The sequence below is a fragment of the Pseudomonas putida genome (assembly GCF_016406145.1).
In the GTDB taxonomy this organism is placed as follows: domain Bacteria; phylum Pseudomonadota; class Gammaproteobacteria; order Pseudomonadales; family Pseudomonadaceae; genus Aquipseudomonas; species Aquipseudomonas putida_E.
Map to the genome: position 1 here is coordinate 2,271,157 of NZ_CP066306.1, position 23,004 is coordinate 2,294,160.

At 64.6% G+C, this 23,004-nt stretch carries 19 protein-coding genes; 9 read left to right on the plus strand and 10 right to left on the minus strand.

Features of this window, described 5'->3' with window-relative positions:
* Positions 1-9: 9 nt before the first annotated feature.
* From JET17_RS10410 to JET17_RS10420, 3 genes are all read right to left on the minus strand, one after another.
* A complete protein-coding gene (locus JET17_RS10410; protein WP_012313929.1) occupies positions 10-933 on the minus strand; it encodes a carbohydrate ABC transporter permease in 924 nt (307 codons plus the stop codon).
* A gap of 80 nt (positions 934-1,013) precedes the next feature.
* A complete protein-coding gene (locus JET17_RS10415; protein ID WP_012313930.1) occupies positions 1,014-2,324 on the minus strand; it encodes an ABC transporter substrate-binding protein in 1,311 nt (436 codons plus the stop codon).
* Between the two features lie 142 nt (positions 2,325-2,466).
* Positions 2,467-3,372: an AraC family transcriptional regulator gene (locus JET17_RS10420; protein WP_012313931.1), complete on the minus strand. Its 906-nt coding sequence runs from the start codon at positions 3,370-3,372 to the stop codon at positions 2,467-2,469.
* Positions 3,373-3,494: 122 nt separating this feature from the next.
* Here JET17_RS10420 and JET17_RS10425 point away from each other — a divergent pair, with 122 nt between their 5' ends.
* Positions 3,495-4,208 (plus strand): GntR family transcriptional regulator, encoded by a 714-nt coding sequence (locus tag JET17_RS10425; protein ID WP_012313932.1) that lies wholly within the window; start codon positions 3,495-3,497, stop codon positions 4,206-4,208.
* 6 nt (positions 4,209-4,214) lie between these two features.
* Here the strand turns inward: JET17_RS10425 and JET17_RS10430 are convergent, their stop codons facing one another.
* The 3 genes from JET17_RS10430 to JET17_RS10440 all read right to left on the minus strand — a co-directional run bounded on the left by JET17_RS10430 (position 4,215) and on the right by JET17_RS10440 (position 6,864).
* On the minus strand, positions 4,215-5,165 hold the full coding sequence (locus tag JET17_RS10430) for a PDR/VanB family oxidoreductase (protein ID WP_012313933.1): 951 nt from the start codon (positions 5,163-5,165) through the stop codon (positions 4,215-4,217).
* Positions 5,166-5,177: 12 nt separating this feature from the next.
* Positions 5,178-6,245 (minus strand): aromatic ring-hydroxylating oxygenase subunit alpha, encoded by a 1,068-nt coding sequence (locus tag JET17_RS10435; protein WP_012313934.1) that lies wholly within the window; start codon positions 6,243-6,245, stop codon positions 5,178-5,180.
* 148 nt (positions 6,246-6,393) lie between these two features.
* Complete coding sequence (locus tag JET17_RS10440) at positions 6,394-6,864, minus strand: MarR family winged helix-turn-helix transcriptional regulator (protein ID WP_012313935.1); 471 nt, start codon at positions 6,862-6,864, stop codon at positions 6,394-6,396.
* A gap of 198 nt (positions 6,865-7,062) precedes the next feature.
* Here JET17_RS10440 and JET17_RS10445 point away from each other — a divergent pair, with 198 nt between their 5' ends.
* From JET17_RS10445 to JET17_RS10465, 5 genes are all read left to right on the plus strand, one after another.
* Complete coding sequence (locus tag JET17_RS10445; RefSeq protein ID WP_012313936.1) at positions 7,063-7,893, plus strand: p-hydroxycinnamoyl CoA hydratase/lyase; 831 nt, start codon at positions 7,063-7,065, stop codon at positions 7,891-7,893.
* A 75-nt stretch (positions 7,894-7,968) separates the two neighbouring features.
* Entirely contained in the window at positions 7,969-9,417 is a 1,449-nt protein-coding gene (locus JET17_RS10450) for an aldehyde dehydrogenase (RefSeq protein WP_012313937.1), read from the plus strand.
* A gap of 76 nt (positions 9,418-9,493) precedes the next feature.
* Positions 9,494-11,377 (plus strand): feruloyl-CoA synthase, encoded by a 1,884-nt coding sequence (locus tag JET17_RS10455; protein WP_012313938.1) that lies wholly within the window; start codon positions 9,494-9,496, stop codon positions 11,375-11,377.
* Positions 11,374-12,615 carry a thiolase family protein gene (locus JET17_RS10460; protein WP_012313939.1) on the plus strand — a complete coding sequence of 414 codons (1,242 nt, stop codon included), beginning with the start codon at positions 11,374-11,376 and terminating at the stop codon, positions 12,613-12,615. Before JET17_RS10455 ends, JET17_RS10460 begins: the two co-directional genes overlap by 4 nt.
* Positions 12,616-12,629: 14 nt before the next feature.
* On the plus strand, positions 12,630-14,378 hold the full coding sequence (locus JET17_RS10465; RefSeq protein WP_012313940.1) for an acyl-CoA dehydrogenase: 1,749 nt from the start codon (positions 12,630-12,632) through the stop codon (positions 14,376-14,378).
* On the opposite strand, the gene JET17_RS10470 is transcribed toward JET17_RS10465, so the two are convergent.
* The gene (locus tag JET17_RS10470; RefSeq protein ID WP_012313941.1) at positions 14,359-15,369 is read right to left on the minus strand and encodes a formylglycine-generating enzyme family protein; all 1,011 of its coding nucleotides are present in this window, start codon (positions 15,367-15,369) and stop codon (positions 14,359-14,361) included. The two genes, JET17_RS10465 and JET17_RS10470, sit on opposite strands and share 20 nt — an antisense overlap.
* Positions 15,366-17,036 (minus strand): arylsulfatase, encoded by a 1,671-nt coding sequence (locus tag JET17_RS10475; protein WP_012313942.1) that lies wholly within the window; start codon positions 17,034-17,036, stop codon positions 15,366-15,368. Before JET17_RS10475 ends, JET17_RS10470 begins: the two co-directional genes overlap by 4 nt.
* A 248-nt stretch (positions 17,037-17,284) precedes the next feature.
* Here JET17_RS10475 and JET17_RS10480 point away from each other — a divergent pair, with 248 nt between their 5' ends.
* Positions 17,285-18,676: an alginate export family protein gene (locus tag JET17_RS10480; protein ID WP_012313943.1), complete on the plus strand. Its 1,392-nt coding sequence runs from the start codon at positions 17,285-17,287 to the stop codon at positions 18,674-18,676.
* A 36-nt stretch (positions 18,677-18,712) separates the two neighbouring features.
* Positions 18,713-19,918 carry a 3-(3-hydroxy-phenyl)propionate transporter MhpT gene (mhpT, locus tag JET17_RS10485; protein WP_012313944.1) on the plus strand — a complete coding sequence of 402 codons (1,206 nt, stop codon included), beginning with the start codon at positions 18,713-18,715 and terminating at the stop codon, positions 19,916-19,918.
* A gap of 80 nt (positions 19,919-19,998) precedes the next feature.
* Here the strand turns inward: mhpT and JET17_RS10490 are convergent, their stop codons facing one another.
* Positions 19,999-20,508, minus strand: a complete 510-nt coding sequence (locus JET17_RS10490; RefSeq protein ID WP_012313945.1) for a nucleoside deaminase — start codon at positions 20,506-20,508, stop codon at positions 19,999-20,001.
* A 34-nt stretch (positions 20,509-20,542) separates the two neighbouring features.
* Entirely contained in the window at positions 20,543-21,877 is a 1,335-nt protein-coding gene (locus tag JET17_RS10495) for a nucleobase:cation symporter-2 family protein (RefSeq protein WP_012313946.1), read from the minus strand.
* A 186-nt stretch (positions 21,878-22,063) separates the two neighbouring features.
* Between JET17_RS10495 and JET17_RS10500 the strand changes: the two genes are divergently transcribed.
* Positions 22,064-22,978, plus strand: coding sequence for a LysR family transcriptional regulator (locus tag JET17_RS10500; RefSeq protein WP_012313947.1), 915 nt, complete (start codon positions 22,064-22,066; stop codon positions 22,976-22,978).
* Positions 22,979-23,004 lie beyond the last annotated feature (26 nt).

The following is a 23,004-nucleotide window of genomic DNA, read 5'->3' on the forward strand; positions in this document are numbered from 1 at the left end:
GCGGGCTCCTCAGCGGCGCTCGGTCAGGTTCTTGCCGATCATCCGTATCAGCACGATGGCGGCGATGTTGGCTATCAGCACGGCGATCAGGCCGCCGGCCGAGGCCATGCCGACGTCGAACTGCAGCAGCGCCTGGTTGTAGATCAGGTAGGCGAGGTTGGTGGATTCATAGCCCGGGCCGCCGCTGGTGGTGGTGAATATTTCGGCGAACACCGACAGCAGGAAGATGGTCTCGATCATCACCACCACGGCAATCGGGCGGGCCAGGTGCGGCAGGGTCAGGTGCCAGAAGATCGCCAGCGGCCCGGCGCCATCCAGGCGCGCGGCTTCTTTCTGTTCCAGGTCCTGCGACTGCATGGCGGTCATCAGGATCAGGATGGCGAACGGCAGCCACTGCCAGGAGACGATCAGGATGATCGACAGCAGCGGGTAGTGCGCCAGCCAGTCCACCGGCTGCGCGCCGAACAGCCGCCACACGGCGGCGAGGATGCCCGACACCGGGTGCAATATCAGGTTCTTCCACAGCAGCGCGCTGACCGTGGGCATGATGAAGAACGGTGAAATCAGCAGCACCCGTACCACGCCGCGCCCCCAGAACTCGCCGGCCTCCAGCAGCGCCGCGATGAGCACGCCGAACACCACGCTGATCGCCAGCACGCTGCCGACCAGGGTCAAGGTGTTCAGGGCGCCGGGCATGAAGCCTGGGTCGGTGACGAAGTACGCGAAGTTCTCCAGGCCTACGTATGCATTTTCGCCCGGGTACAGCAGGTTGTAGCGGATAAGCGAAAAATACAGGGTCATGCCCAAAGGTACGACCATCCACAACAGCAGCAGCGCCACCGAAGGGCTGACCAGGAACCAGCCCGGCCCGACGCGGCGTTTGCCGGGGCGTGCAGTGGCGAGGGTCGGGGTATCGAGGGCCGAAGTGTCCATGGCGACTCCGTGTGCAGCGAAAAGGGCGGACGGCAGCCGTCACCGCGCCAGGCGTTGGCGCGGCTCAGGCCACGGGTGGGCTACTTGGGATAACCGGCGCGCTTCATCTCGCGTTCGGTGGATTGCTGGGCGGCGGCAAGTACCTGGTCGACCTTCATCTGCCCGGTCAGGGCGGCGGAGAACAGCTTGCCGACCTGCGTACCAATGGCCTGGAACTCGGGGATGGTCACCAACTGAATACCCACGTACGGCACGGGCTTGAGCGTGGGGTGGTTGGGGTCAACGCGCTTGAGCGACTCCAGCGTCACCTTGGCGAACGGCGCTGCGGCCAGGTAGGCGTCGCTGTAGGTAGAGGCGCGGGTGCCGGGTGGCACGTTGGCCACGCCTTCCTTGTCGGCCACCAGCTTGGCGTAGGCTTCGGACGTGGCCCAGGTGCTGAAGGCCTTTGCCGCGTCCTTGGCCTTGGAGCTGCTGGGGATGGCCAGCGCCCAGGAATACAGCCACGAGGCGCCCTTGTCGGTGACCTCTTTTGGCGCAAATGTGAAGCCGACCTGGTCGGCGACCTTGCTCTGGGTCTTGTCGGTGACGAACGAGCCGGCAACGCTGGCATCGACCCACATCGCGCACTTGCCGCTGTTGAACAGTGCCAGGTTTTCGTTGAAGCCGTTGCTCGACGCGCCTGGCGGGCCGTACTGCTTCAAGGTGTCGACGTAGAAGTTCAGCGCGTTCTTCCACGCGCTGCCGGTGAATTCCGGCTGCCACTGTTCGTTGAACCAGCGTGCGCCAAAGGCATTGGCCACGGTGCCGATCAGCGCCATGTTCTCGCCCCAGCCGGCCTTGCCGCGCAGGCAGATGCCGTACTGGCCCTGGTCGGGGTGGTGAAGTTTGGCGGCATATTCACCCAGCTGGGTCCAGGTCGGTTGCTCGGGCATGTTCAGCCCTGCGTTCTGGAACAGGTCCTTGCGGTAGTAGGTGATGGAGGCTTCGGCATAGAAGGGCAAGGCGTACAGCGTGCCGTTGGCCGACAAGCCATTGCGCACAGACGGGAACACGTCGTCGAGGTTGTAATCGGCCGGCAGGTCCGTCATCGGCTCCAGCCAGCCTTTGGCGCCCCACAGCGCGGCTTCGTACATGCCGATGGTCAGTACGTCGAACTGCCCGCCCTGGGTGGCGATGTCGGTAGTCAGGCGCTGGCGCAGCACGTTTTCTTCAAGCACGACCCACTTGAGCCTGATGTCCGGGTGTTGCTCTTCGAACACCTTGGCCAGGCGCTGCATGCGGATCATGTCGTTGTTGTTGACCGTGGCGATGGTCAATGTCTCTGCGCCCTGGGCCAATAGCGGCAGGCTGAGGCAGGCAGCGGCCAGGCAGGCCTTGATCGCGTCGTTCATCTATGAACTCCCTTACCGGGCCGGCTGACGGCACGGAAGACATTATTATTTTTGTGTCGCTGGCGCTGATTACACCCCCGCGTGGCGCTGCCGACAAAGCTTGGGCTGCACGCTGGCTGATACTTTTTTGCAGTTGTTGCGCTCAGTGATGGTTCTGCTCGGTCAGCCGCTGGATAACCAGGCTGCGATAGTCGGAGGGAGTCATGCCTTTGAGCTGTTGAAAGCGCCGGTTGAAATTGGACAGGTTGCTGAAGCCTGATTCGAAGCACACTCCGGTCACCGGCAGGTCGCTTTTGGCCAGCAGTTCGCAGGCCTTGCTGACCCGCAGGCGGTTGACGAACTCGACAAAACCGCGCCCGGCGGCCTGTTTGAAGAAGCGTGAGAAGTACGTGGGGGTCATGCCCAGGTGCTCGGCCACTTCGTTCTGGGTCAAGTCCTGGGCGTAGTGCTCGAAGATATAGTCCACCGCCCGGTTTATGCGCTCGACGTTGTGCTCGTCAGCCAGGTACGAAGAGGTGACTGTGGACAACAACTGGTAGTCCTCGCAGCCGGCCAGCTGTTCCATGAGGATAAAAAAGTATCCAAGGCGGGTCATGCCGCGGCTGTCCGCTATGCATTGCAACAATTTGCGGCTCTCGGCGATCAGCGCCGGGTCACGGAACTCGATGCCGTAGTGCGCGCGGGCCAGCAACGGGCTGAGCTGGTGCAGCTCAGAAAATACCCGGCTGCCGCTGTGCAAAACCTCGTCCGTGAAATTGACCAGCATGTCGCGCTGGCTGAACACCTCCCCGGGGCCGGCCTGGCTGATCCAGTTGTGCGGCAGGTTGGGCCCTGTGAGGAAAAGCGTGTTCGGCGCGAAGCTGCCGATGTAGTCGCCGATGAACACTTTGCCGGCGCTGGCCACGATCAGGTGCAGTTCGTATTCCTTGTGGAAATGCCAGCGTACCAGCGGGCTGGGAAAACCATGCTGGCGGTAGATCAGTGAGTCGCCCTCGTGATCGTCCATCAACTCGTAGGACGGGTCGGTGACTTTGCTCGTTCTGGGCATGGCGCTGATGGGCTCCGAAGGACGAAGTATCATCGTAGCCTGAACAGGGCAGGTGTCACAGGCCGCCAAGCGCGCCCGCGCTTGCGGTATGATTGGCGCTTCTGTCTCTGGAACCTCCCTGGATGAGCAAGCCCGGTCAAATGGTGCTGATCGCGTTGCGCAAGATGATCGCTTCGGGCGAACTGGCGGCTGGCGCGCGGCTGATGGAAGTGCCTACCGCCGAACGTTTCGGCGTCTCACGCATGCCCGTACGCATGGCGTTTCGTACCCTGGAGCAGGAGGGCCTGCTGGTGCGTTGCGGCGGCCGTGGCTTCCAGGTGCGTTCGGTCAGCGCCGATGACATTGCCGGTGCGGTGGAAGTGCGTGGTGTGCTAGAAGGCCTGGCTGCCCGCCAGGCCGCTGAGCGTGGCCTGCTGCCCGCGGCGCGCGAGGCACTGCAGCGCTGCCTGGTCGAAGGCGACCTGTTGTTCGACAAGGGGTATGTGACCGAAGAAGACTTGCACGCCTATCACGACCTGAACATGCGCTTTCACCAGGTGATCGTAGAGGCCAGCCACAACCCGGCCATCGCCGATGCGCTGGCGCGCAACGACCACTTGCCGTTCGCTTCGGTCACTGCGCTGGCGGTGGACCGTCACGACCTTGCCCGTGAATACCGGCGCTTCAACTTCGCGCACATGCAGCACCATGCGGTGTTCGATGCGCTCACCCACGGCCAGGGTGCCCGCGCCGAGGCGATCATGCGCGAACATGCCAATGCCACGTTGCGCTATGCCGAAACCTTTGGCGCGTCCACGGCGGACGAGGGCATGAAGGTGATCCTGCCCTCGTCCTGAGGCGTTTTACAGGTCCAGTACCAGCAGGGGCGTCTTCGCCCGCGAACAGCACGGCGTGAACTGATCATTCAGGGCCTGTTCCTGCTCCGTGAGGAACAGGTCGCGGTGCTCTGGCGTGCCCTGCAGCACACGCGTCAGGCAGGTGCCGCAAATACCCTGTTCACAGGAGACGGCGATCTCGATGCCATGGCGTTCCAGCACCTGCACCACGCTCTGGTCGGCCGGCACCTCGAACACTTGGCCGGTGCTGCCTACCTGCACCGAGAAGCTGCCGTCGTCGCTGTTTTCAACCGGCGCTGCGGCGAAGTATTCACGGTGCAGGTTGGCCTGCTGCCAACCCAGCTGCTTGGCAGTGTCCAGCACGTGCTGCATGAAGCCGCCAGGCCCGCACACGTAAAGGTGCACATCGCCCTGCGGGCTGCCCAGCACTTGGGCGATGTCCAGGGCGGTCTCCGGCTGCTCGTCAAAATGCACGAACAGGCGGTCAGCGAAGGGGGCGGCGCGCAGGCGCTCGACAAAGGCTGCGCGGTCGCTGGAGCGTGCGCAGTAGTGCAGTTCGAAATCGTCGCCGTTGCAGGCCAGTTGCTCAGCCATGCACAGCAGGGGCGTGATGCCGATGCCACCGGCGAACAGCAGGCTGCGCCGGGCGCCCTGGGCCAGCGGGAACAGGTTGCGCGGGGCGCTGATGCGCAGGCGGTGGCCTGCCTGCACCTGCTCGTGAAGGCTGCGCGAACCGCCGCGTGAGGCGGGGTCGTTGAGCACGCCGATCAGGTAGCGGTGACGTTCTGCGGGGTGGTTGCACAGGGAATACTGGCGCACCAGCCCGTCCGGCAGGTGCACATCGATGTGCGCGCCGGCGCTGAAGGGCGGCAGTGGGCTGCCATCGGCGGCCGCCAGCTCGAAGCTGCAGATGCCCTGGGCTTCGTCGTTGCGGGATACCACTACGGCATCGATCATGGCGCGGGCTCCTCAGGCGGGGGTGGTGTGGGTGGCGATCATGTGCGGTTTGGGCGCTTGCTCTTTGGCGATCAGCCGCTCCAGCACCTTGCGCGCCTGTACGCCGCCGGCGTCGATGTTGAGCTTGAGCAGGTTGCGCTCGGGGTAGGCGAGCAGGTTCTGCTGCTGGCGTTCGAGCATTTCCAGGTCTTCGCTGAAAATCTTGCCCTGGCCTTCGCGGATGCTCGCGGTCAGGGCCTGATCGTGGGCGGCAAAATTGCGCGCCATGCCCCAGAAGTACCAGATCGAGGTGTCGCTCTCGGGGGTGATGAAATCGACCACGATGCTCGAGGCCTTGTGCTCGGCCGGGGCGTGGTAGCCGCCGTGGCCGGCATGGGCCACGCCCACCTCGATCAGTACATGGCTGGGCGGGGTGAAGCGGCAGATCTGCCAGCGGTCCACCGGCACATCATCGGCCAGGCCGTTGCCGCGCAGGGCCATGCGCCAGAAGGGCGGGGGCATGATGTTTTCCATGTGCCGGGCGGTGACCACTTCGTCGCCGCTCACCGTGGTGACCGGGGGCGCCTCGTCGATTTCCTTCTGGCCGATGCTGGAGGCATGCACATAGGTTTCATGGGTGAGGTCCATCAGGTTGTCGATCATCAGGCGGTAATCGCAACCGATGTGGAACAACCCGCCGCCATAGGCCCATTCGTCGCGGGCCGCCCACGGCAGGTGCGGGATCAGGGCCGGGTCAGCCTGGGCCTGGTCACCGGGCCAGACCCAGATGAAGCCATGGCGCTCGACCACGGCGAAGGCTTTGTTGCAGGGAAAACCCCGCACCCGTTGGCCCGGCATGGCGACGGTCTTGCCATCACAGCCCATCACCAGCCCGTGGTAGCCGCACACCAGGTTGCCGTTTTCGACAAAGCCCAGCGACAAGGGCGCGCCGCGGTGCGGGCAAAAGTCTTCCACGGCGGCGACGCGGTTTTCGTTACCACGGTAGAACACGATCTTCTCCCCGCAAATCTGCCGGCCCAAGGGCTTCTCGGCGATTTCGTCAGGGGTGCAGGCGACGTACCAGGTGTTTTTCGGGTACATGGAGGACCTCCGATTGTTGTTGTTATTTAATGGATCCATTAAGACCTGATCCGAAAGACTGGTCAATGGTTTATCCCAACAAAAATTGGAGGTCTTACGATTATCGTGCGTCTAATGGATCCATTTAGTGGTTTGCGGATGAATGGCCCTATTCCTTGTAAATTTTCGTCAGCAGCCGCAGCAGCTCCGTGCGCTCATCTTCTTCAAGGCTGCCGGTAGCCTCCCGATCGCTGTCGCTAGCGATCTGCTTGAGCTCCTTGAGCATCGCTTCACCCGATTTGCTCAAGAAAATCCCGTAAGAGCGCTTGTCCGGCTTGCACCGCACACGCACGGCCAGCGCACGCTCTTCCAGTTTGTTCAGCAGCGGTACCACCTGCGGCGGCTCGATCGCCAGGGCACGCGCCAGGTCCGCCTGCATCAGGCCAGGGTTTTGCTCGATGATCGCCAGCGCAGAAAACTGCGCCGGGCGCAGGTCGTAGGCCGCCAACCGGCCGATCAGGTGCTGGAACAGCTTCAGCTGGGCGCGGCGCAACGCGTAACCGAGCAGGTCCTCAAGGACCGTGTCGCCAGGGGGCGTGGGCAGGGAAGCGGTGTCGTCGGTTCGGGCAGACCTTGCCATCGGATTGCATGCTCCTGTGTCATGAGTAAGAAAGTTACCCAGTTTGCCTGCGCTGGCTTAATCCGGCTAGTGAAGCTCAGGCTAAAAAGCTTCTCAACCGGCCGGAAGGCAAAGATAATTTTCATAATAGTTAATTGACATAACTAATTTGCCGGATTAGCTTGGTGTCACCACCTCGAACAACAAGAGTGCAGAACCATGAGCAAATACGAAGGCCGCTGGACCACCGTGAAGGTCGAACTGGAGTCGGGCATCGCCTGGGTAACCCTCAATCGCCCGGAAAAACGCAATGCCATGAGCCCCACCCTGAACCGGGAAATGGTCGACGTGCTGGAAACCCTGGAGCAGGACGCTGACGCCGGCGTGCTGGTGCTGACCGGGGCCGGTGAGTCGTGGACTGCAGGCATGGACCTGAAGGAATACTTCCGCGAGGTCGACGCCGGCCCCGAGATCCTTCAGGAAAAAATCCGCCGTGAAGCCTCGCAATGGCAATGGAAGCTGCTGCGCATGTACGCCAAGCCGACCATCGCCATGGTCAACGGCTGGTGCTTCGGCGGCGGTTTCAGCCCACTGGTGGCGTGCGACCTGGCGATCTGCGCTGACGAGGCCACTTTCGGCCTGTCGGAAATCAACTGGGGCATCCCGCCCGGCAACCTGGTCAGCAAGGCGATGGCCGATACCGTTGGCCATCGCCAGTCGCTGTACTACATCATGACCGGCAAGACCTTTGGCGGTACCAAGGCCGCCGAAATGGGCCTGGTCAACGAGAGCGTGCCGCTGGCCCAACTGCGCGAGGCGACCCGCGAGCTGGCGCTGAACCTGCTGGAGAAAAACCCGGTGGTGCTGCGTGCAGCCAAGAACGGCTTCAAGCGTTGCCGCGAACTGACCTGGGAGCAGAACGAAGACTACCTCTACGCCAAACTCGACCAGTCCCGGCTGCTGGACACCGAGGGCGGTCGCGAGCAGGGCATGAAGCAGTTCCTCGACGACAAGTCCATCAAGCCGGGCCTGCAGGCTTACAAACGCTGAGGGCCGGGGCGGGCTGTGCCGCCACTGGCCACAGCCTGCGGATATTTCTCTATAACCACAACAAGAGGGATGAGCATGTTGCAGGTGCCTTTGCTGATTGGCGGGCAGTCGCGCCCCGCCAGCGATGGACGAACCTTCCAGCGCTGCAACCCGGTCACCGGTGAGGTGGTGTCGCAAGCCGCTGCCGCCACGCTGGCCGATGCCGATGCAGCGGTGGCCGCCGCCAGCGCAGCGTTCCCGGCCTGGGCCGCGCTGGCGCCCGGTGAGCGGCGCAGCCGCTTGCTGGCCGGCGCCGACCTGCTGCAGGCGCGGGCTGCCGAGTTCATCGCCGCGGCCGGCGAAACCGGGGCCATGGCCAACTGGTATGGCTTCAACGTGAAGCTGGCCGCCAACATGTTGCGCGAAGCTGCGGCCATGACTACGCAGATTACCGGTGAGGTCATCCCCTCGGATGTGCCCGGCAGCTTTGCCATGGCCCTGCGCGCCCCGTGCGGTGTGGTGCTGGGCATCGCGCCGTGGAACGCCCCGGTGATCCTCGCCACGCGAGCCATCGCCATGCCGCTGGCCTGCGGCAACACCGTAGTGCTCAAGGCCTCCGAGGTCAGCCCGGCGGTGCACCGGTTGATCGGCCAGGTGCTCCACGATGCAGGTTTGGGCGAGGGCGTGGTCAATGTGATCAGCAATGACCCGGCCGATGCTCCCGCCATCGTCGAGCGGCTGATCGCCAACCCTGCGGTGCGCCGCGTCAATTTCACCGGCTCCACCCAGGTGGGGCGCATCGTCGGCGAGCTGGCTGCACGGCACCTGAAACCTGCCTTGCTCGAACTGGGCGGCAAGGCGCCGCTATTGGTGCTCGATGACGCCGACCTGGACGCCGCCGTCGAAGCTGCAGCGTTTGGTGCCTACTTCAACCAGGGCCAGATCTGCATGTCCACCGAGCGCCTGGTGGTCGACAACCGCATCGCCGACACCTTCGTCGACAAGCTGGCGGCCAAGGTCGGCGGGCTGCGCGCAGGTGACCCGCAGGCCAGCACGTCGGTGCTCGGTTCGCTGGTCAGCGGTGCGGCCGGCGAGCGCATCAAGGCGCTGATCGACGATGCCGTGGCCAAGGGCGCACGCCTGGTATGCGGCGGCCAGCTGGACGGCAGCATTTTGCAGCCCACCCTGTTGGACAACGTCGACGCAAGCATGCGCCTGTACCACGAAGAGTCCTTCGGGCCGGTGGCAGTGGTGCTGCGTGCCGAGGGCGATGAAGCCTTGCTGACGCTGGCCAACGACTCCGAGTTCGGCCTGTCGTCGGCCATCTTCAGCCGCGACACCAGCCGTGCGCTGGCCTTGGCCCAGCGTGTGGAGTCGGGTATCTGCCATATCAACGGCCCGACCGTGCATGACGAAGCGCAGATGCCCTTCGGTGGGGTCAAGGCCAGCGGCTACGGCAGCTTCGGCAGCCGCACCGCCATCGATCAATTCACCCAGCTGCGCTGGGTCACCCTTCAGCACGGCCCCAGGCATTACCCCATCTAGGCAACGCGCACCATCGGCCGCCGCCCGCACCGCCGGGCCGCGGCAGGCTGTACAACAATAACAAGGAGCAACCTGCGTGAATAACCAAGCCCGCACAGGGTCAACCGACCCTGGCCAAAGCCCGCGCTATCGGCAGGTGTCCATCGGGCATCCCAAGGTGCAGTTCAGCGAGGCCGACGGCATCCTACGTATGCAAGCCGTCGAGCCCCTGGCGCCGCTGCCGTCGCGCCTGCTTGACCGGCTGCTGCACTGGGCCGCACAGCGCCCGGACACCACCTTCATTGCCGCGCGTCAGCCCGATGGTGCCTGGCGCACAATCACCTACGCACAAATGCTCGCGCAGGTACGCACCATCGCCGCCAACCTGCTGGGCTTTGGCCTGAGCGCCGAGCGGCCGCTGGCGCTTTTTTCCGGCAACGATATCGAGCACCTGCAGGTCGCCTTGGGCGCCATGTACGCCGGCATCCCGTATTGCCCGGTGTCGCCGGCCTACGCACTGTTGTCCCAGGACTTCGCCAAGCTGCGGCATGTGTGCGAGGTACTGACGCCGGGGCTGGTGTTCGCCACCGACACCCAGCCGTTCCAGCGTGCCTTCGACGCCGTGCTGGACCCATCGGTGGCGGTGGTGAGCGTGCGCGGCCAGGCCCCGGGCCGCCGGCACCTGAGCTTCGACAGCCTGCTGCAGCCGGGCGACCTTGCGCGAGCCGATGCGGCGTTTGCCGCCACCGGGCCCGACACTATCGCCAAGTTCCTCTTCACCTCAGGCTCCACCAAGCTGCCCAAGGCGGTCGTCACCACCCAACGCATGCTGTGCGCCAACCAGCAGATGCTGTTGCAGACCTTTCCGGTGTTCGCTGAAGAGCCGCCGGTGCTGGTGGACTGGCTGCCGTGGAACCACACCTTTGGCGGCAGCCACAACCTGGGCATCGTGCTGTACAACGGCGGCAGCTTTTACCTGGACGCCGGCAAGCCGACCCCGCAGGGCTTCGGCGAAACCTTGCGCAACCTGCGCGAGATTTCCCCAACCGCCTACCTGACCGTGCCCAAGGGCTGGGAAGAACTGGTCAAGGCGCTGGAGCAGGACGCACAGTTGCGCGAGGTGTTCTTTGCCCGCATGAAGCTGTTCTTCTTCGCCGCAGCGGGGCTTTCGCAAAGCGTGTGGGACCGCCTGGACCGCATCGCCGAACAGCACTGTGGCGAGCGCATCCGCATGATGGCCGGCCTTGGCATGACCGAAGCGGCGCCGTCCTGCACGTTCACCACCGGGCCTTTGTCGCTGGCAGGCTATGTGGGCTTGCCTGCCCCGGGGTGCGAAGTGAAGCTGGTGCCGCTGGACGGCAAGCTGGAGGCACGTTTTCGCGGCCCGCACATCATGCCCGGCTACTGGCGTTCGCCGCAGCAAACGGCCGAGGCGTTCGATGACGAGGGCTTTTACTGCTCGGGCGATGCCTTGAAGCTCGCCGATGCGCAGCAGCCCGAACAGGGCCTGATGTTCGATGGGCGTATTGCCGAAGACTTCAAGTTGTCGTCCGGGGTGTTCGTCAGTGTCGGGCCGCTGCGTAACCGTGCGGTGCTCGAAGGTTCACCCTATGTGCAGGACATCGTGGTGGCTGCGCCGGACCGCGAGTGCCTGGGCATCCTGGTGTTCCCGCGGCTGCCCGAATGCCGTCAACTGGCCGGGCTACCGGCTGCGGCCAGCGATGCCGAAGTGCTCGGCAGCGACGCGGTGCGCAGCTGGTTCGCCGCTTGGCTGGAGCGGCTGAACCGTGACGCCCAGGGCAACGCCAGCCGGATCGAATGGTTGTCACTGCTGGTAGAGCCGCCGTCGATCGACGCCGGGGAAATCACCGACAAAGGTTCGATCAACCAGCGTGCGGTGTTGCAGCGCCGGGCTGACACGGTAGAGGCGCTGTACCGTGGCGAAGACCCGACCGTGCTGCCCGCGCAGGTACGCCCGTGAGCAGCGCCGGGCTGTGCACCGTGTTCGACGATGTGGCCATCGTGCAGATGGTGCGCACGCCGTGGGTCGACCTTGGCGGTGCGCTCGCCGCGGTTTCACCGATCGACCTGGGCATCAAGGCCGGGCGTGCGGTGCTTGCGCGGGCCGGTATCGCCCCGCAGGCGGTGGACAGCGTGCTGGCCGGCAGCATGGCCCAGGCCAGTTTCGATGCGTACCTGCTGCCGCGCCACGTGGGGCTGTACTGCGGTGTGCCGCAGGCTGTTCCGGCACTGGCCGTGCAGCGCATCTGCGGCACCGGCCTCGAGCTGCTGCGCCAGGCCGGGGAGCAGTTGCACAGTGGTGTGCAGCAGGTGCTGTGCGTGGGCGCCGAGTCGATGTCGCGCAACCCGATCGCGGCGTATGAACACCGTGGCGGCTTTCGCCTTGGCGCGCCGGTAGGGTTCAAGGATTTTCTCTGGGAGGCGCTGTACGACCCGGCTGCCGGGGTGGACATGATCGGTACTGCAGAAAACCTGGCACGCGTGCATGGCCTTGGCCGAGAGGCGGTGGACGCCTGGGCGTTGCGCAGCCATCAGCGTGCGCTGCAGGCCCAGCAGCAGGGCTGGTTCGATGAGGAAATCGTTGAGGTCACGGCAGAGGCTTTCAGTGCTGAAGGCTGCCTGCCACGTGGCATCGGACTGCCACGCGGCGTGGCCCAGGTCAGCCACGACAGCCACCCGCGGCCTACCGATGCCCCAGCGCTGGCCCGCCTGCGTGCGGTGCACGCCGGTGGCGTGCAAACTGCCGGCAACAGTTGTGCGGTGGTCGATGGCGCGGCGGCGGCGTTGGTGACGCGTTTTTCCGCCTGCACCCAGCCACCGTTGGCACGGTTGCTGATGGCCACAGCCGTGGGCGTGCCCCCCAGCACCATGGGCATCGGGCCGGCCCCGGCCATTGCCTTGCTGCTCGAACGCAGTGGTCTGCGCCTGGAGCAGATCGACCGTTTTGAAATACACGAAGCGCAAGCCGCCCAGGTGCTGGCGGTGGCCCAGGTGCTGCAACTGGATGTGGAAAAACTCAACGTGCATGGCGGCGCCATCGCCCTGGGCCACCCCTTGGCTGCCACCGGCCTGCGCCTGGTGCACACCCTGGCCCGTCAGTTGCGCCAGGGCAACCTGCGTTATGGCATCGCTGCGGCCTGCATCGGCGGCGGCCAAGGCATGGCGGTGCTGATCGAAAACCCACACTTCGCGGCTTGAATCCGAGGACTCCCATGGCTTGGAAGGCTCCCCTGCAGGACATGCAATTCGTGCTGGAGCACTGGCTGAGGGCCGAGCAGGCCTGGCAGCAGCTGCCGGCCTACGCAGACGTTGATCTTGAGCTGGCCCTGCAAGTGCTGCAGGAGGCTGCCCGCTTCAGCGAACAGGTACTGGCGCCGTTGAATGCACCGGGCGACCGCCAGGGCTGCCGCCTGGAGCAGGGCCGGGTGCGCACACCGGACGGCTTTGCGGCGGCCTATCGCGCCTACGTGGACGGCGGCTGGCCGGCGCTGGCCTGTGAGCCCCGGTGCGGCGGCCAGGGGCTGCCGTTGGTGCTGGATGCAGCGGTTCAGGAAATGCTCTTTGCCAGCAACCATGGCTGGGCCATGTACACCGGCATCGCCCATGGCGCTTACCTGTGCCTGAAGGCCCATGGCAGCGCCCAATTGCAGGCGCGTTACCTGCCCGGCATCGTCAGCGGCGCAAGCCTGCCTACCATGTGCCTGACCGAGCCGCAGGCCGGCAGTGACCTTGCCTTGCTGCGCTGTCGTGCCGAACCGCTGGGCGACGGCAGCTACGCGGTCACCGGCAACAAGCTGTTCATTTCCGGGGGCGACCACGACCTGACCCGCGACATCCTGCACCTGGTGCTGGCGCGTTTGCCCGACGCACCGGCAGGCAGCCGTGGGTTGTCATTGCTGCTGGTGCCCAACGGGCTGGAGGGGGGCGTGGGCAACGGGGTGCAGTGCGATGGGCTTGAGCACAAGCTGGGCATTCGCGGCAGCGCCACCTGTGCGCTGCGCTTCGAGGGGGGCAAGGGCTGGCTGGTGGGGCAGGCGCACGGTGGCCTGGCGGCCATGTTCGTGATGATGAATTCCGCCAGGTTGCATGTCGGCCTGCAAGGGTTGGGGCACGCCGAAGCAGCTTGGCAACTGGCCCGTGACTACGCACTGGAGCGTCGCCAGATGCGCGCACCTGGTCATTCGCCGAGCGCCGGGGACGCCGCTGCCGACCCCATCCACTTGCACCCCGCCATGCGCCTGACGCTGCTGGAATTGCGGGTGCGTACCGAAGGCATGCGCACCTTGGGTTACTGGACGGCGCACTGGCTGGATGTGGCCGGCGCCTCTACCGACCCTGCGCTGCGTGCAAAAGCGTCGACTCTGGCGGCGTTGCTGACGCCGATCATCAAGGCGGCGTTCACTGACTACGGTTTCAGCCTGTCGAGCAAAGCGCTGCAGGTGTTTGGCGGCTATGGCTACACCTGCGAATTCCCCATCGAGCAGGTCCTGCGCGACAGCCGGATTGCGATGATCTACGAAGGCACCAACGAAATTCAGGCCAACGACCTGTTGTTGCGCAAAGTGCTGGGCGATGGCGGTGAAGGCTTTGCGCTGCTGCTGGGCGAACTGCGTGCCGAGGCCGGGGCCGGCCAGGGTGCCGCTGCCGAGGCGCTCGGTACGGTCTGCGACCGGTTGCAAGGGGTCGTTGCCGAGGTCGAGCGCAGTGCTGCGCACGGCCCGCAATACCCCTACCGCGCGGCCGGGGCCTTCCTGCAGTTGTGCGCCACGGCGCTGCAGGCCTTTGCCTGGGCCCGCACCGTTCGCTGCCTCGAGGCGTTGCAGGCCGATGCACCACTACGGCGCGAGAAGCACGAAAGCGCCACCTTCTTTTTCAACTATCTGCTGCCAGACTTCGACCGGCAGGTGGCAGCCATCGAGGCGGCCGCCTGCCCATTGCCGTTCATTGGCGAACCGTTCTGAACCCTACGTGCGAAGTCGCGATAAAGACCGGCTGCGGCTGGCGTGCCGAGGGCCGGTAGCGCATACACCGGTCCGCTGAGCACAGGTGCGAGCCGCCTTTGATCACAGCGACCGGTATGCCGGGTTCGGCCGGGTCGTAGCTTGCGCTCAAGGCGGGGCCGGACGGGTCCAAGGCCGCGTCGCGTTGCGCATCGTGGCCCGGGCGATAACCCGTGCGGGTCAGCTCCCAGACATTGCCCCCTGCATCGAATACACCGAACCGGTTGGCCGGGAAGCAGCCCACCGGTGAGGTACCGGTGAAGCCGTCAGCGGCCATGTTGTTATAGGGGAACTGGCCTTGCCAGGTGTTGGCCATCAGCTTGCCCTTGGGCAGTTCAGTGGTGCCCCAACTGAAGTCGGCATCGTCCAGCCCGCCACGCATGGCGTATTCCAGTTGCGCTTCGCTGGGCAGGGCACGGCCAGCCCAACGCGCGTAGGCCTGGGCATCTTCCAGTGTCACTTGCACAACCGGGTGGTTTTCAAGCCCTGCCAGGTCACTGCCAGGGCCCTGCGGGTGTCGCCAGCTGGCCCCCGGCACAAACTGCCAGCCGGGGTCGAGCACGCTCGGCCCTTGCTGGAACACCATCGCGCCCGGTACGCGCAGCGTGTCGGGCAGGGTGGGGTCGGCCTCGCTGCTGATGCCCCGTTCGGCCTGGGTAAGGTAACCGGTAACTGCCACGAACCGGGCGAACTGGGCGTTGGTGACCGGGTGCCGGTCGACCCAGAAGCCCGACACCTTTGCCGCGTGTGGCGGGCCTTCTTCATCATAGAAACGGTCTGAACCGAAGGTGAACACGCCACCCGGCAAGCGCACCATGCCATCGTGCCTGGCGGGCAAGCCGCTGTAGCCCTCGCACAGCAGCACCGGCGCCGGGGTTTGTGGCCAGGCGCCGTAGGCCGCGGCGAGTACGCCGGCGGCGACCAGCGCGCAGCCGGCAACCCGGGCAATCATGGCTTGCTGGCCAGGGGCATGGCGGGGCTTGCGGGGCGCCCGTCAGCGTCGATGGCGATATTGCTGCGTTGGGCATAGGCCTTCCAGTCGCGCAGCAGGTCGCTCACTTGCCGGGGGTGTGCGGCTGCGATGTCATGGTGCTCGCCAGGGTCGTTGCTCAGGTCGTACAGGTGCCAGGCCGGGGTGCCATCGGTTGCATCCCACAGCAGTTTCATCGGCCCTTTGCGCAACGAGGCGCTGCCATTGATTTCCCAGCCCAGGGCCTCGTCATGGGCGTGGATCCGGGTGTCCTTGCCTTGCAGGTAGTCCAGTGCCGAGGTGCCCTGCGGCGGAACGATGGCGCGGTCGCGGTAGGTGATGCCGGGCATCGGCGCGCCTGCCAGTTGCAGCAGCGTCGGCATGATGTCCCTGACGCTGGCCAGTTCATCGCTGCGCCCGGCCTTGATGGTGGCCGGGTGGTAAACGAAGGCGGGCACGCGGATGCCGCCCTGGTAGGTGGTCATCTTGTAGCGGCGGCTGGGCAGGGCGCTGACCTGGGCCCAGGCCGAGCCGATCATCAGGAACGAATCACGTCGGCCGTAGTTGGCCAGGCGGGTATCGAAGTTTTCCTTGATCCAGTTGGGGTCGACGCGGGTGGCATTTTCCGGCCCGTTGTCGGACATGAACAGCACCAGTGTGTTGTCCAGTTCACCGGTTTTGCGCAGGTGGTCGACCAGGCGCCCGACCTCGGCGTCCAGGGCCGCCACCATAGCCGCGTAGACCTCCATGGTGCGCGCCGATTGCTGTTGCTGCTGTTCTGTCAGCGATGCCCAGCCTGGTACGCCCTCCAGTTGCGGCTCGAGGGGGAAGTCCGCCGGCACCAGCCCGGCCTTGCGCTGGCGCGCCAGGCGTTCGCGGGCAATCACCTCATAGCCTTGGTCGTAGCGGCCGCGGTATTGCGCCAGGTATTCATCCGGCGCCTGCAAGGGCCAGTGCGGCGCGGTGTAGGCGGCAAAGGCAAAGAAGGGTTTGTTGCTGGCCTTGCCGTCGTCGATGGCGTCGATGAGACGGTCGGTGAACCAGGTCGTGGAGTAGAAATCATCGGGCAGTTCGATGGGCTCGCCATTGTGGCGGAAGGTCGAACTGTAGTTCGGCTGCAGCGCCATGTTGGCCTGTTTGAAATGTGCGGCGCCCCCTTCCAGCAGCACGTAGGCCTGGTCGAAACCACGGTTCTGGGGCTGCTGCGCGGGCTGCATGCCCAGGTGCCATTTGCCGGAAATGTAGGTGCGGTAGCCAGCATCGTGCAGCAGTTCTGCCAGGGTGGCGACATTGCTGCCCAGTACCCCTTCGTAACCGGCGCGCACCTGAGCGCCGGCCGGCAAGCGCTTGCGTGCTTCGGCCATCATGCCCAGCCCGGCCAGGTGCGGGTCGTTGCCAGACATCAGCATGGCGCGTGTAGGGGAGCAGCTTGGCGCGGCATGGAAGTCCAGCATCAGGCGGCCGTCGGTCAGCAGTTTGTCCAGGTTGGGTGTCTGGATTTCGCTGCCCAGGACCGACAGGTCCGAGAAGCCGAGGTCATCGGCGACGATCAGCAGAATGTTTGGTTGTTTAACGGTTGGCGAGGCCAGGGCCTGGCTTGCGCCGAGCATGAGCAAGCCGAGAGCGGCAAGAGGTTTGAGGCAGTTCATGAGGATGCTCTTTTTGTTTTGATTAGAGTCGTGGCGGCGTTCCCGCAAGGTAGAGAGCCCGCAACGTTCATGGTAACGGCCATTTCTGTGGCTGCGCAGGCACCTGCGAAAAAAACGTTCGATAAACGAACGCTGGATCTGCCTGATATCAGGTAGTTTCAATCCGCCTATTGACGGCAAGATGGTTAACAAAAATAATCGTTAACAGAGTTATCCAATTTCATAAAAACAAGTAAAGGGAAATTCTGATGACCAGGCCGTTGAACCGGTGGTGGGTGCCCGTTGTACTGCTTTCGATAGGCCAATGCGTGCAGGCGGCCAGTCCACTTGAACAGAGCCGGCCAGGCCGGCCCGGTGCGCCTCGCTGGGTCGAGGACTATCGGTTCCTGGATGCCCCGGCCAAGGCCAGCGACCCATTCGATGGGGTGCGCTACCATCGCTTGTCCGAGTCGGCCTGGCTGCAGTTGGGGGCCGAAGCCCGTTACCGGGCCGATGTATTCAACAAGCCTTTTTTCGGCTTGCGCGGTTTGAACGACGACTCCTATTTGATGCAGCGCTTGCAGGCGCACGCCGACCTGCATCTGTTCGATGATGCTGTGCGCACATTCGTCCAGGTGGAGAACACCCGGGCTTTCGGCAAGGACCTGTACTCCCCAAATGATGAAAGCCGCAATGAAGTGCGCCAGGCCTTCGTCGATTTCAACCATGATTTTGCCCAAGGGCGTTACACCACCCGCATCGGCCGCCAGGAGATGGGGCTTGGCGACCAGGCTTGGGTCACCTACCGGGACTCGCCCAACATCCGCCTGAGCTTCGACGGCGTGCGCGCCAGCCTCAACCTCAAGAACGGCCGCAAGCTCGACGCCTTCGCGTTCAGGCCGCTCAAGACCGGTGAGGACAGCTGGGACGATGGCAGCAACAACGCAGTGAAATTCTATGGCCTGTATGGCACCTTGCCGCTGACGGCAGCCTGGAACATCGACCTGTTCGCCTTCGGCCTTGAAACCGATGACCGCAGCCTGGCCGGTGAAGCGGGCGATGAGCAACGCTATACCTTCGGCACGCGGGTGTTTGGCCGCCAGCAGGCGCTGGACTGGAGCTGGAACCTGGCCGGGCAGACCGGGCACCTGGGCAATGCCTCGATTCGTGCCTGGGCACTGTCCAGCGATACCGGCTACACCTTCGCGCATGCCTGGCAGCCCCGGCTGGGCATGCGCATCGACGCCGCCAGCGGTGACCGCGAACTGGGCGATGGCAAGGTCAACACCTTCGACCCGCTGTTCCCGCGCAACGGCGTTTATGGCGAGGCCAGCCTGACCACTTTGAGCAACATCATCGTGGTGGGGCCGACGTTCGGCTTTTCACCTTGGCGTACCTTGCGCTTCGAACCGGGCGTCTTCGAAGTGTGGAAGCAGCGTGCAGAAGACGGTGTGTACATGCCCGGCATGAGTCTGTTGGCCAATACCCGTGGCACCGGGCGCCATGTGGGCACCATCTACCGCGCCAACACCCGTTGGCTGGCAACCCCCAACCTGACCTTGGATGTCGACTTGAAATACTACGACGTCAGCTCCGCCATCAAGGACGCCGGTGGGGAAGATTCTTCGTTCATCTCGTTACGTGCCACCTTCAGGCTTTGATCCCAACCCAACGCATAACAACAAAAGGGCCTACCCATGCGTGATTCATCCTCGTCGTCAAGCAAGCCGGTGCTCACCATCGGCCTGTGTTTTCTCGTGGCACTGCTCGAAGGCCTCGACCTTCAGGCTACCGGCATCGCCGCACCGCACATGGCCAAGGCGTTTGCACTGACACCGGCGATGCTTGGCTGGGTGTTCAGTGCAGGGCTGCTGGGGTTGCTGCCCGGCGCATTCATCGGCGGTTGGCTTGCCGACCGGCTGGGCCGCAAGAATATTCTGATCGTGGCGGTGCTGTTGTTCGGCGGCTTCTCGCTCGGTACCGCCCTGGCCGACAGCTACGCCTCGCTGCTGGTTGCACGGCTGATGACCGGCTTGGGGCTGGGTGCCGCGTTGCCCATCCTGATCGCCCTGGCCAGTGAAGCGGCGCCCGAGCGGCTGCGCAGCACCGCCGTGAGCATCACGTATTGTGGCGTGCCCCTGGGCGGCGCCATCGCTTCGATCATCGGCATGGCGCCGTTGGGCGAAGACTGGCGTGTGGTGTTCTACGTGGGTGGTATCGCACCGATCGTCATCGCCCTGGTGCTGGTGGTATGGCTGAAAGAGTCCCAGGCGTTTCGTGCTCAAACCGGTGAGAAGGTTGCCGGCGAAGGCATGCTGGCCCAGTTGTTCGGGCCGGGGCATGCAAGCCGCACCCTGCTGCTGTGGGTGGCGTGCTTCTTTACCCTGACCGTGTTGTACATGCTGCTCAACTGGTTGCCTTCGTTGCTGATCGGGCAAGGTTTCAGCCGCCCGCAGGCAGGCACGGTACAGATCCTGTTCAACCTCGGCGGTGCGGCCGGCTCGTTCCTGACCGGGCGCATGATGGACAAGGGCCACGCCCGCCGCGCAGTGTTCATCGCGTATATCGGCATGCTGGCGGCGCTGGCGGGGCTTGGCCTGTCGACCAGCTTTGCCTTCATGCTCGTGGCCGGGTTCATTGCCGGCTACTGCGCCATCGGCGGCCAACTGGTGCTGTACGCACTGGCACCGACCCTGTATTCGACTCAGGTACGGGCCACTGGGGTGGGGGCTTCGGTTGCCATCGGGCGCTTGGGTTCGATGGCCGGGCCGTTGGCGGCGGGGCAGATCCTGGCAGCCGGGACGGGGGTGGGTGGGGTGCTGCTGGCGGCTTCACCAGGCTTGGTGGTGGCTGCTGTGGCGGCACGGGCATTGCTGGCCAAACGTAACCGGCAACCGCAGTAAGCCGGCCCGCAGGCGATTCAAGGTGCCAGGCAGTTCGGTGAACCTGCCTGGCGATTCTTGAGCTCAGTGTGTGCCTGCGTTCATTTCCAGAACCCCTTGTGCGCAGCCGCTGCTTCGTCCTCCAACAGTGGGCCGTGCACGATCACATCACGTTGGCCCCGGGCGAACACCTCACGGCATGGCAAGGAAAACGTCGGGTTTTCCGGGTGGTCACCGGTCAGCCCGAGCAGGGTATGTTCCGACAGCGCATACACCACTCGGCCAATGCCGGTCCAGTACACGGCACCGGCGCACATGCAGCAGGGTTCTGCGCTGGTGTAGAGCGTGCAGTTGGCCAGTGCTTCGGGTGGCAGGGCCTTGGCAGCCAGGGCCGCGGCGACCAGTTCGGCGTGTTGGGTGGGGTCGCCTTCGGGCGGCATTGAGTTGTTGCCGGCGCTGGCGATCACCCGGCCTTCGGCATCGGCGACAATGGCTGCAAAGGGGTGACGACCGCGTGCTTTGGACTGCTCTGCCAGGCGCATCGACTGGCGTAGCAGGTCCAGGTCGAGGGCGGACAGGTCGGTGGCAGCTGGCGTGTAGGGAGTGGTCATGGATGCTCCTGGGGATAGGCAGGGGTAAAAGGGCTCACTTGGCCACGCTGGCATCGGCGTGGTCGGGGTCTGTGGTCTTGTCGTTGTTGAGCAGCAGGTTGAGCGTGATCGCCGTGATCGCGCCGAGGAAAATGCCGCTCTCCAGCACCAGCTTGAGCGGGCCGCTCAGGTGATGGAAAAGCGCCGGGAAGGACATTGGCAGCACGCCGATGCTGATCGAAACGGCGACGATGATGCCGTTGCGGGTACCTTCGAAAGGTACGCGAGAGAGCGCCTGGATGCCGGCCACTGTGGTCATGCCGAACATGACGATGGCGCACCCGCCCAGCACTGGCGTGGGCACGGCAGCGATCAGTGCGCCCAGTTTCGGGAACAGCCCCATCAGCATCATGATTGCGCCGGCGGCGGCGACCACAAAGCGGCTCTTGACGTTGGAAAGCGCGATCAGCCCGGTGTTCTGGGTGAAAGCGTTGTACGGGAAACTGTTGAACAACCCGCCAAGCATCGTCGATAGGCCGTCTGCCCGGAAAGCGTTGCCTAGTGTGCTGGTGTCTGTGGGCTTGCCGACCAGTTTGCCGATGGCCAGGCAGTTACCCGTGGTCTCGGCCATGATCACCAGCATCGCCAGCACCATGATGAGGATTGGCGTGGTGGAGAACTGCGGCGCACCGAAGGCCATGGGTGGGCTCAGCTCGAACCAGGCGGCTTCGCTGACCTTGCCGAAGTGGGTCATGCCAAAGGCTGCGGCCAGCAGGCTGCCGCACAGCAGGCCGATCAGCACGCTGAGGTTGCCGATAAAGCCCGAAAAGCGCGCATACACCAGCAGCGTGATGGCCACCGTCGCCATGCCCAGCAGCAGGTTGGCGGGGTTGCCGAAGTCCGGCGCCCCCGGGTCGCCGCCACCCAGCCAGATGGCCGCCGCGGGCATCAGCGAGATACCGATGATGGTGATCAGGCTGCCGATCACCACCGGCGGGAAGAAGCGCAGCAGCCGGCTGAAAAGCGGCGCGAGGCCGATGGTGATGGCGCCGGCGGCAATCACGGCGCCAAACACCTCCTGCAGGCCGAACTGCTTGCCGATCATGATCATCGGTGCCAGCGCGATGAACGAGCAGCCTTGGATCAACGGCAGGCGCGCCCCGAAGCGCCAGAAGCCCAGGGTCTGGATCAGTGTGGCGATGCCCGAGGTGAACAGGTTGGCGTTGATCAGCGTCACGACCTGCGCCTGGGTCAGGCCCAGTGCGCTGCCGAGGATGAGAGGCACCGCGACCGCGCCGGCATACATCACCAGCACGTGCTGCAGGCCAAAGGTGAACAGTTGCCGCAGCGGTAATACTTCGTCTACAGCGTGGACCTTGCTTGGGCTCATGGCGTGAATCTCCTGAAGGTGCGGCTCTTTTCGTTGTTTTCGGCGCCTGGAGTGACACGCAGCGCAGGGTGTGAACAGGGCAGCTGCAAGCGTGGTCGAGGCCGATGATCCGGCGAAACAAACGATGGAACAAATGAGTAACCATCGTTAGCATCGATGGTTCATGTGGCAGGGCAGGGGGTGGGGATGCGCTTTTCGCTGGAGCAATTGCAGGTGTTCGTCGCCGCGGTACAAGCGGGCTCGTTTTCGGCAGCGGCGCGGCGCCTGGGGCGTACCCAGTCCACCGTCAGCGCTGCAATCAGCAACTTGGAAACCGACCTGGGCGTGGAGTTGTTCGACCGCAGCAGCCGCATACCGGCATTGACCGCCGCCGGGCATAAACTGCTGCTACGGGCCGAGGGCATCCTTGAGCGTTGCTATGCCCTGGAGGGCAGCGCCGACAACCTGGCGCAGCAGGCCGAACCTGCGCTCACGCTCGCCATCGAGGTGCCGTATGGGTCACTGATCCCGGTGTTCAAAACGTTCGACCAGGCGTTCCCGTTCGTCGATTTGCTGATTCGCCACCCGGTGCACGGTGATGTCAGTGAAATGGTGCATAAAGGTGAGGCAGACCTGGGCATCGCTTTTTCCCAGCCGGGCTACCCGCCTGCATTGGCCTTCCAGCAGTTGGGCAAACTGATCATGGCTCATGTCTGCCACGCCACACACCCGCTGGCGCAACTGCAAACCTGCACCTTCGCCGACCTGCACGCCCACCGCCGCCTGGCCTTCTTCGCCCACGCGCAAAAGCTGCCCAGCAGCGAATACTTGCGTACCGCCCAGCTCTGGCAGGCCGAGAGCTATCTGGCGCTGGTAGAGATGGTGCGCGGTGGCCTGGGTTGGGCGACCCTGCCACGGCAGCTGGTTCAGCGGGAGCTGGACGCCGGTGAGCTGATCGAACTGCAGCTGCAGGCCTATCCGCACACCGACTGGCTGGTCGGCGTGGACCTGCTGTGGCATCAGCAGCGCCGGCCGGGCAGGGCTGCCCTGTGGTTGCGCGATTGCCTGCAGCGCACCAAGGTGTTCGAGCTGGACCGGCGCGGCATGCCTACCACGTTGTAGGCGTCATGTGCTGAGCTTCCCAGGCG

What these genes read in the sequence shown, in the direction of transcription:
- JET17_RS10410 (WP_012313929.1), bottom strand. Translation starts at nt 933, where the DNA reads ATGGACACTTCGGCCCTCGATACCCCGACCCTCGCCACTGCACGCCCC.
- JET17_RS10415 (WP_012313930.1), bottom strand. Translation starts at nt 2,324, where the DNA reads ATGAACGACGCGATCAAGGCCTGCCTGGCCGCTGCCTGCCTCAGCCTG.
- JET17_RS10420 (WP_012313931.1), bottom strand. Translation starts at nt 3,372, where the DNA reads ATGCCCAGAACGAGCAAAGTCACCGACCCGTCCTACGAGTTGATGGAC.
- JET17_RS10425 (WP_012313932.1), top strand. Translation starts at nt 3,495, where the DNA reads ATGAGCAAGCCCGGTCAAATGGTGCTGATCGCGTTGCGCAAGATGATC.
- JET17_RS10430 (WP_012313933.1), bottom strand. Translation starts at nt 5,165, where the DNA reads ATGATCGATGCCGTAGTGGTATCCCGCAACGACGAAGCCCAGGGCATC.
- JET17_RS10435 (WP_012313934.1), bottom strand. Translation starts at nt 6,245, where the DNA reads ATGTACCCGAAAAACACCTGGTACGTCGCCTGCACCCCTGACGAAATC.
- JET17_RS10440 (WP_012313935.1), bottom strand. Translation starts at nt 6,864, where the DNA reads ATGGCAAGGTCTGCCCGAACCGACGACACCGCTTCCCTGCCCACGCCC.
- JET17_RS10445 (WP_012313936.1), top strand. Translation starts at nt 7,063, where the DNA reads ATGAGCAAATACGAAGGCCGCTGGACCACCGTGAAGGTCGAACTGGAG.
- JET17_RS10450 (WP_012313937.1), top strand. Translation starts at nt 7,969, where the DNA reads ATGTTGCAGGTGCCTTTGCTGATTGGCGGGCAGTCGCGCCCCGCCAGC.
- JET17_RS10465 (WP_012313940.1), top strand. Translation starts at nt 12,630, where the DNA reads ATGGCTTGGAAGGCTCCCCTGCAGGACATGCAATTCGTGCTGGAGCAC.
- JET17_RS10470 (WP_012313941.1), bottom strand. Translation starts at nt 15,369, where the DNA reads ATGATTGCCCGGGTTGCCGGCTGCGCGCTGGTCGCCGCCGGCGTACTC.
- JET17_RS10475 (WP_012313942.1), bottom strand. Translation starts at nt 17,036, where the DNA reads ATGAACTGCCTCAAACCTCTTGCCGCTCTCGGCTTGCTCATGCTCGGC.
- JET17_RS10480 (WP_012313943.1), top strand. Translation starts at nt 17,285, where the DNA reads ATGACCAGGCCGTTGAACCGGTGGTGGGTGCCCGTTGTACTGCTTTCG.
- mhpT (WP_012313944.1), top strand. Translation starts at nt 18,713, where the DNA reads ATGCGTGATTCATCCTCGTCGTCAAGCAAGCCGGTGCTCACCATCGGC.
- JET17_RS10490 (WP_012313945.1), bottom strand. Translation starts at nt 20,508, where the DNA reads ATGACCACTCCCTACACGCCAGCTGCCACCGACCTGTCCGCCCTCGAC.
- JET17_RS10495 (WP_012313946.1), bottom strand. Translation starts at nt 21,877, where the DNA reads ATGAGCCCAAGCAAGGTCCACGCTGTAGACGAAGTATTACCGCTGCGG.
- JET17_RS10500 (WP_012313947.1), top strand. Translation starts at nt 22,064, where the DNA reads ATGCGCTTTTCGCTGGAGCAATTGCAGGTGTTCGTCGCCGCGGTACAA.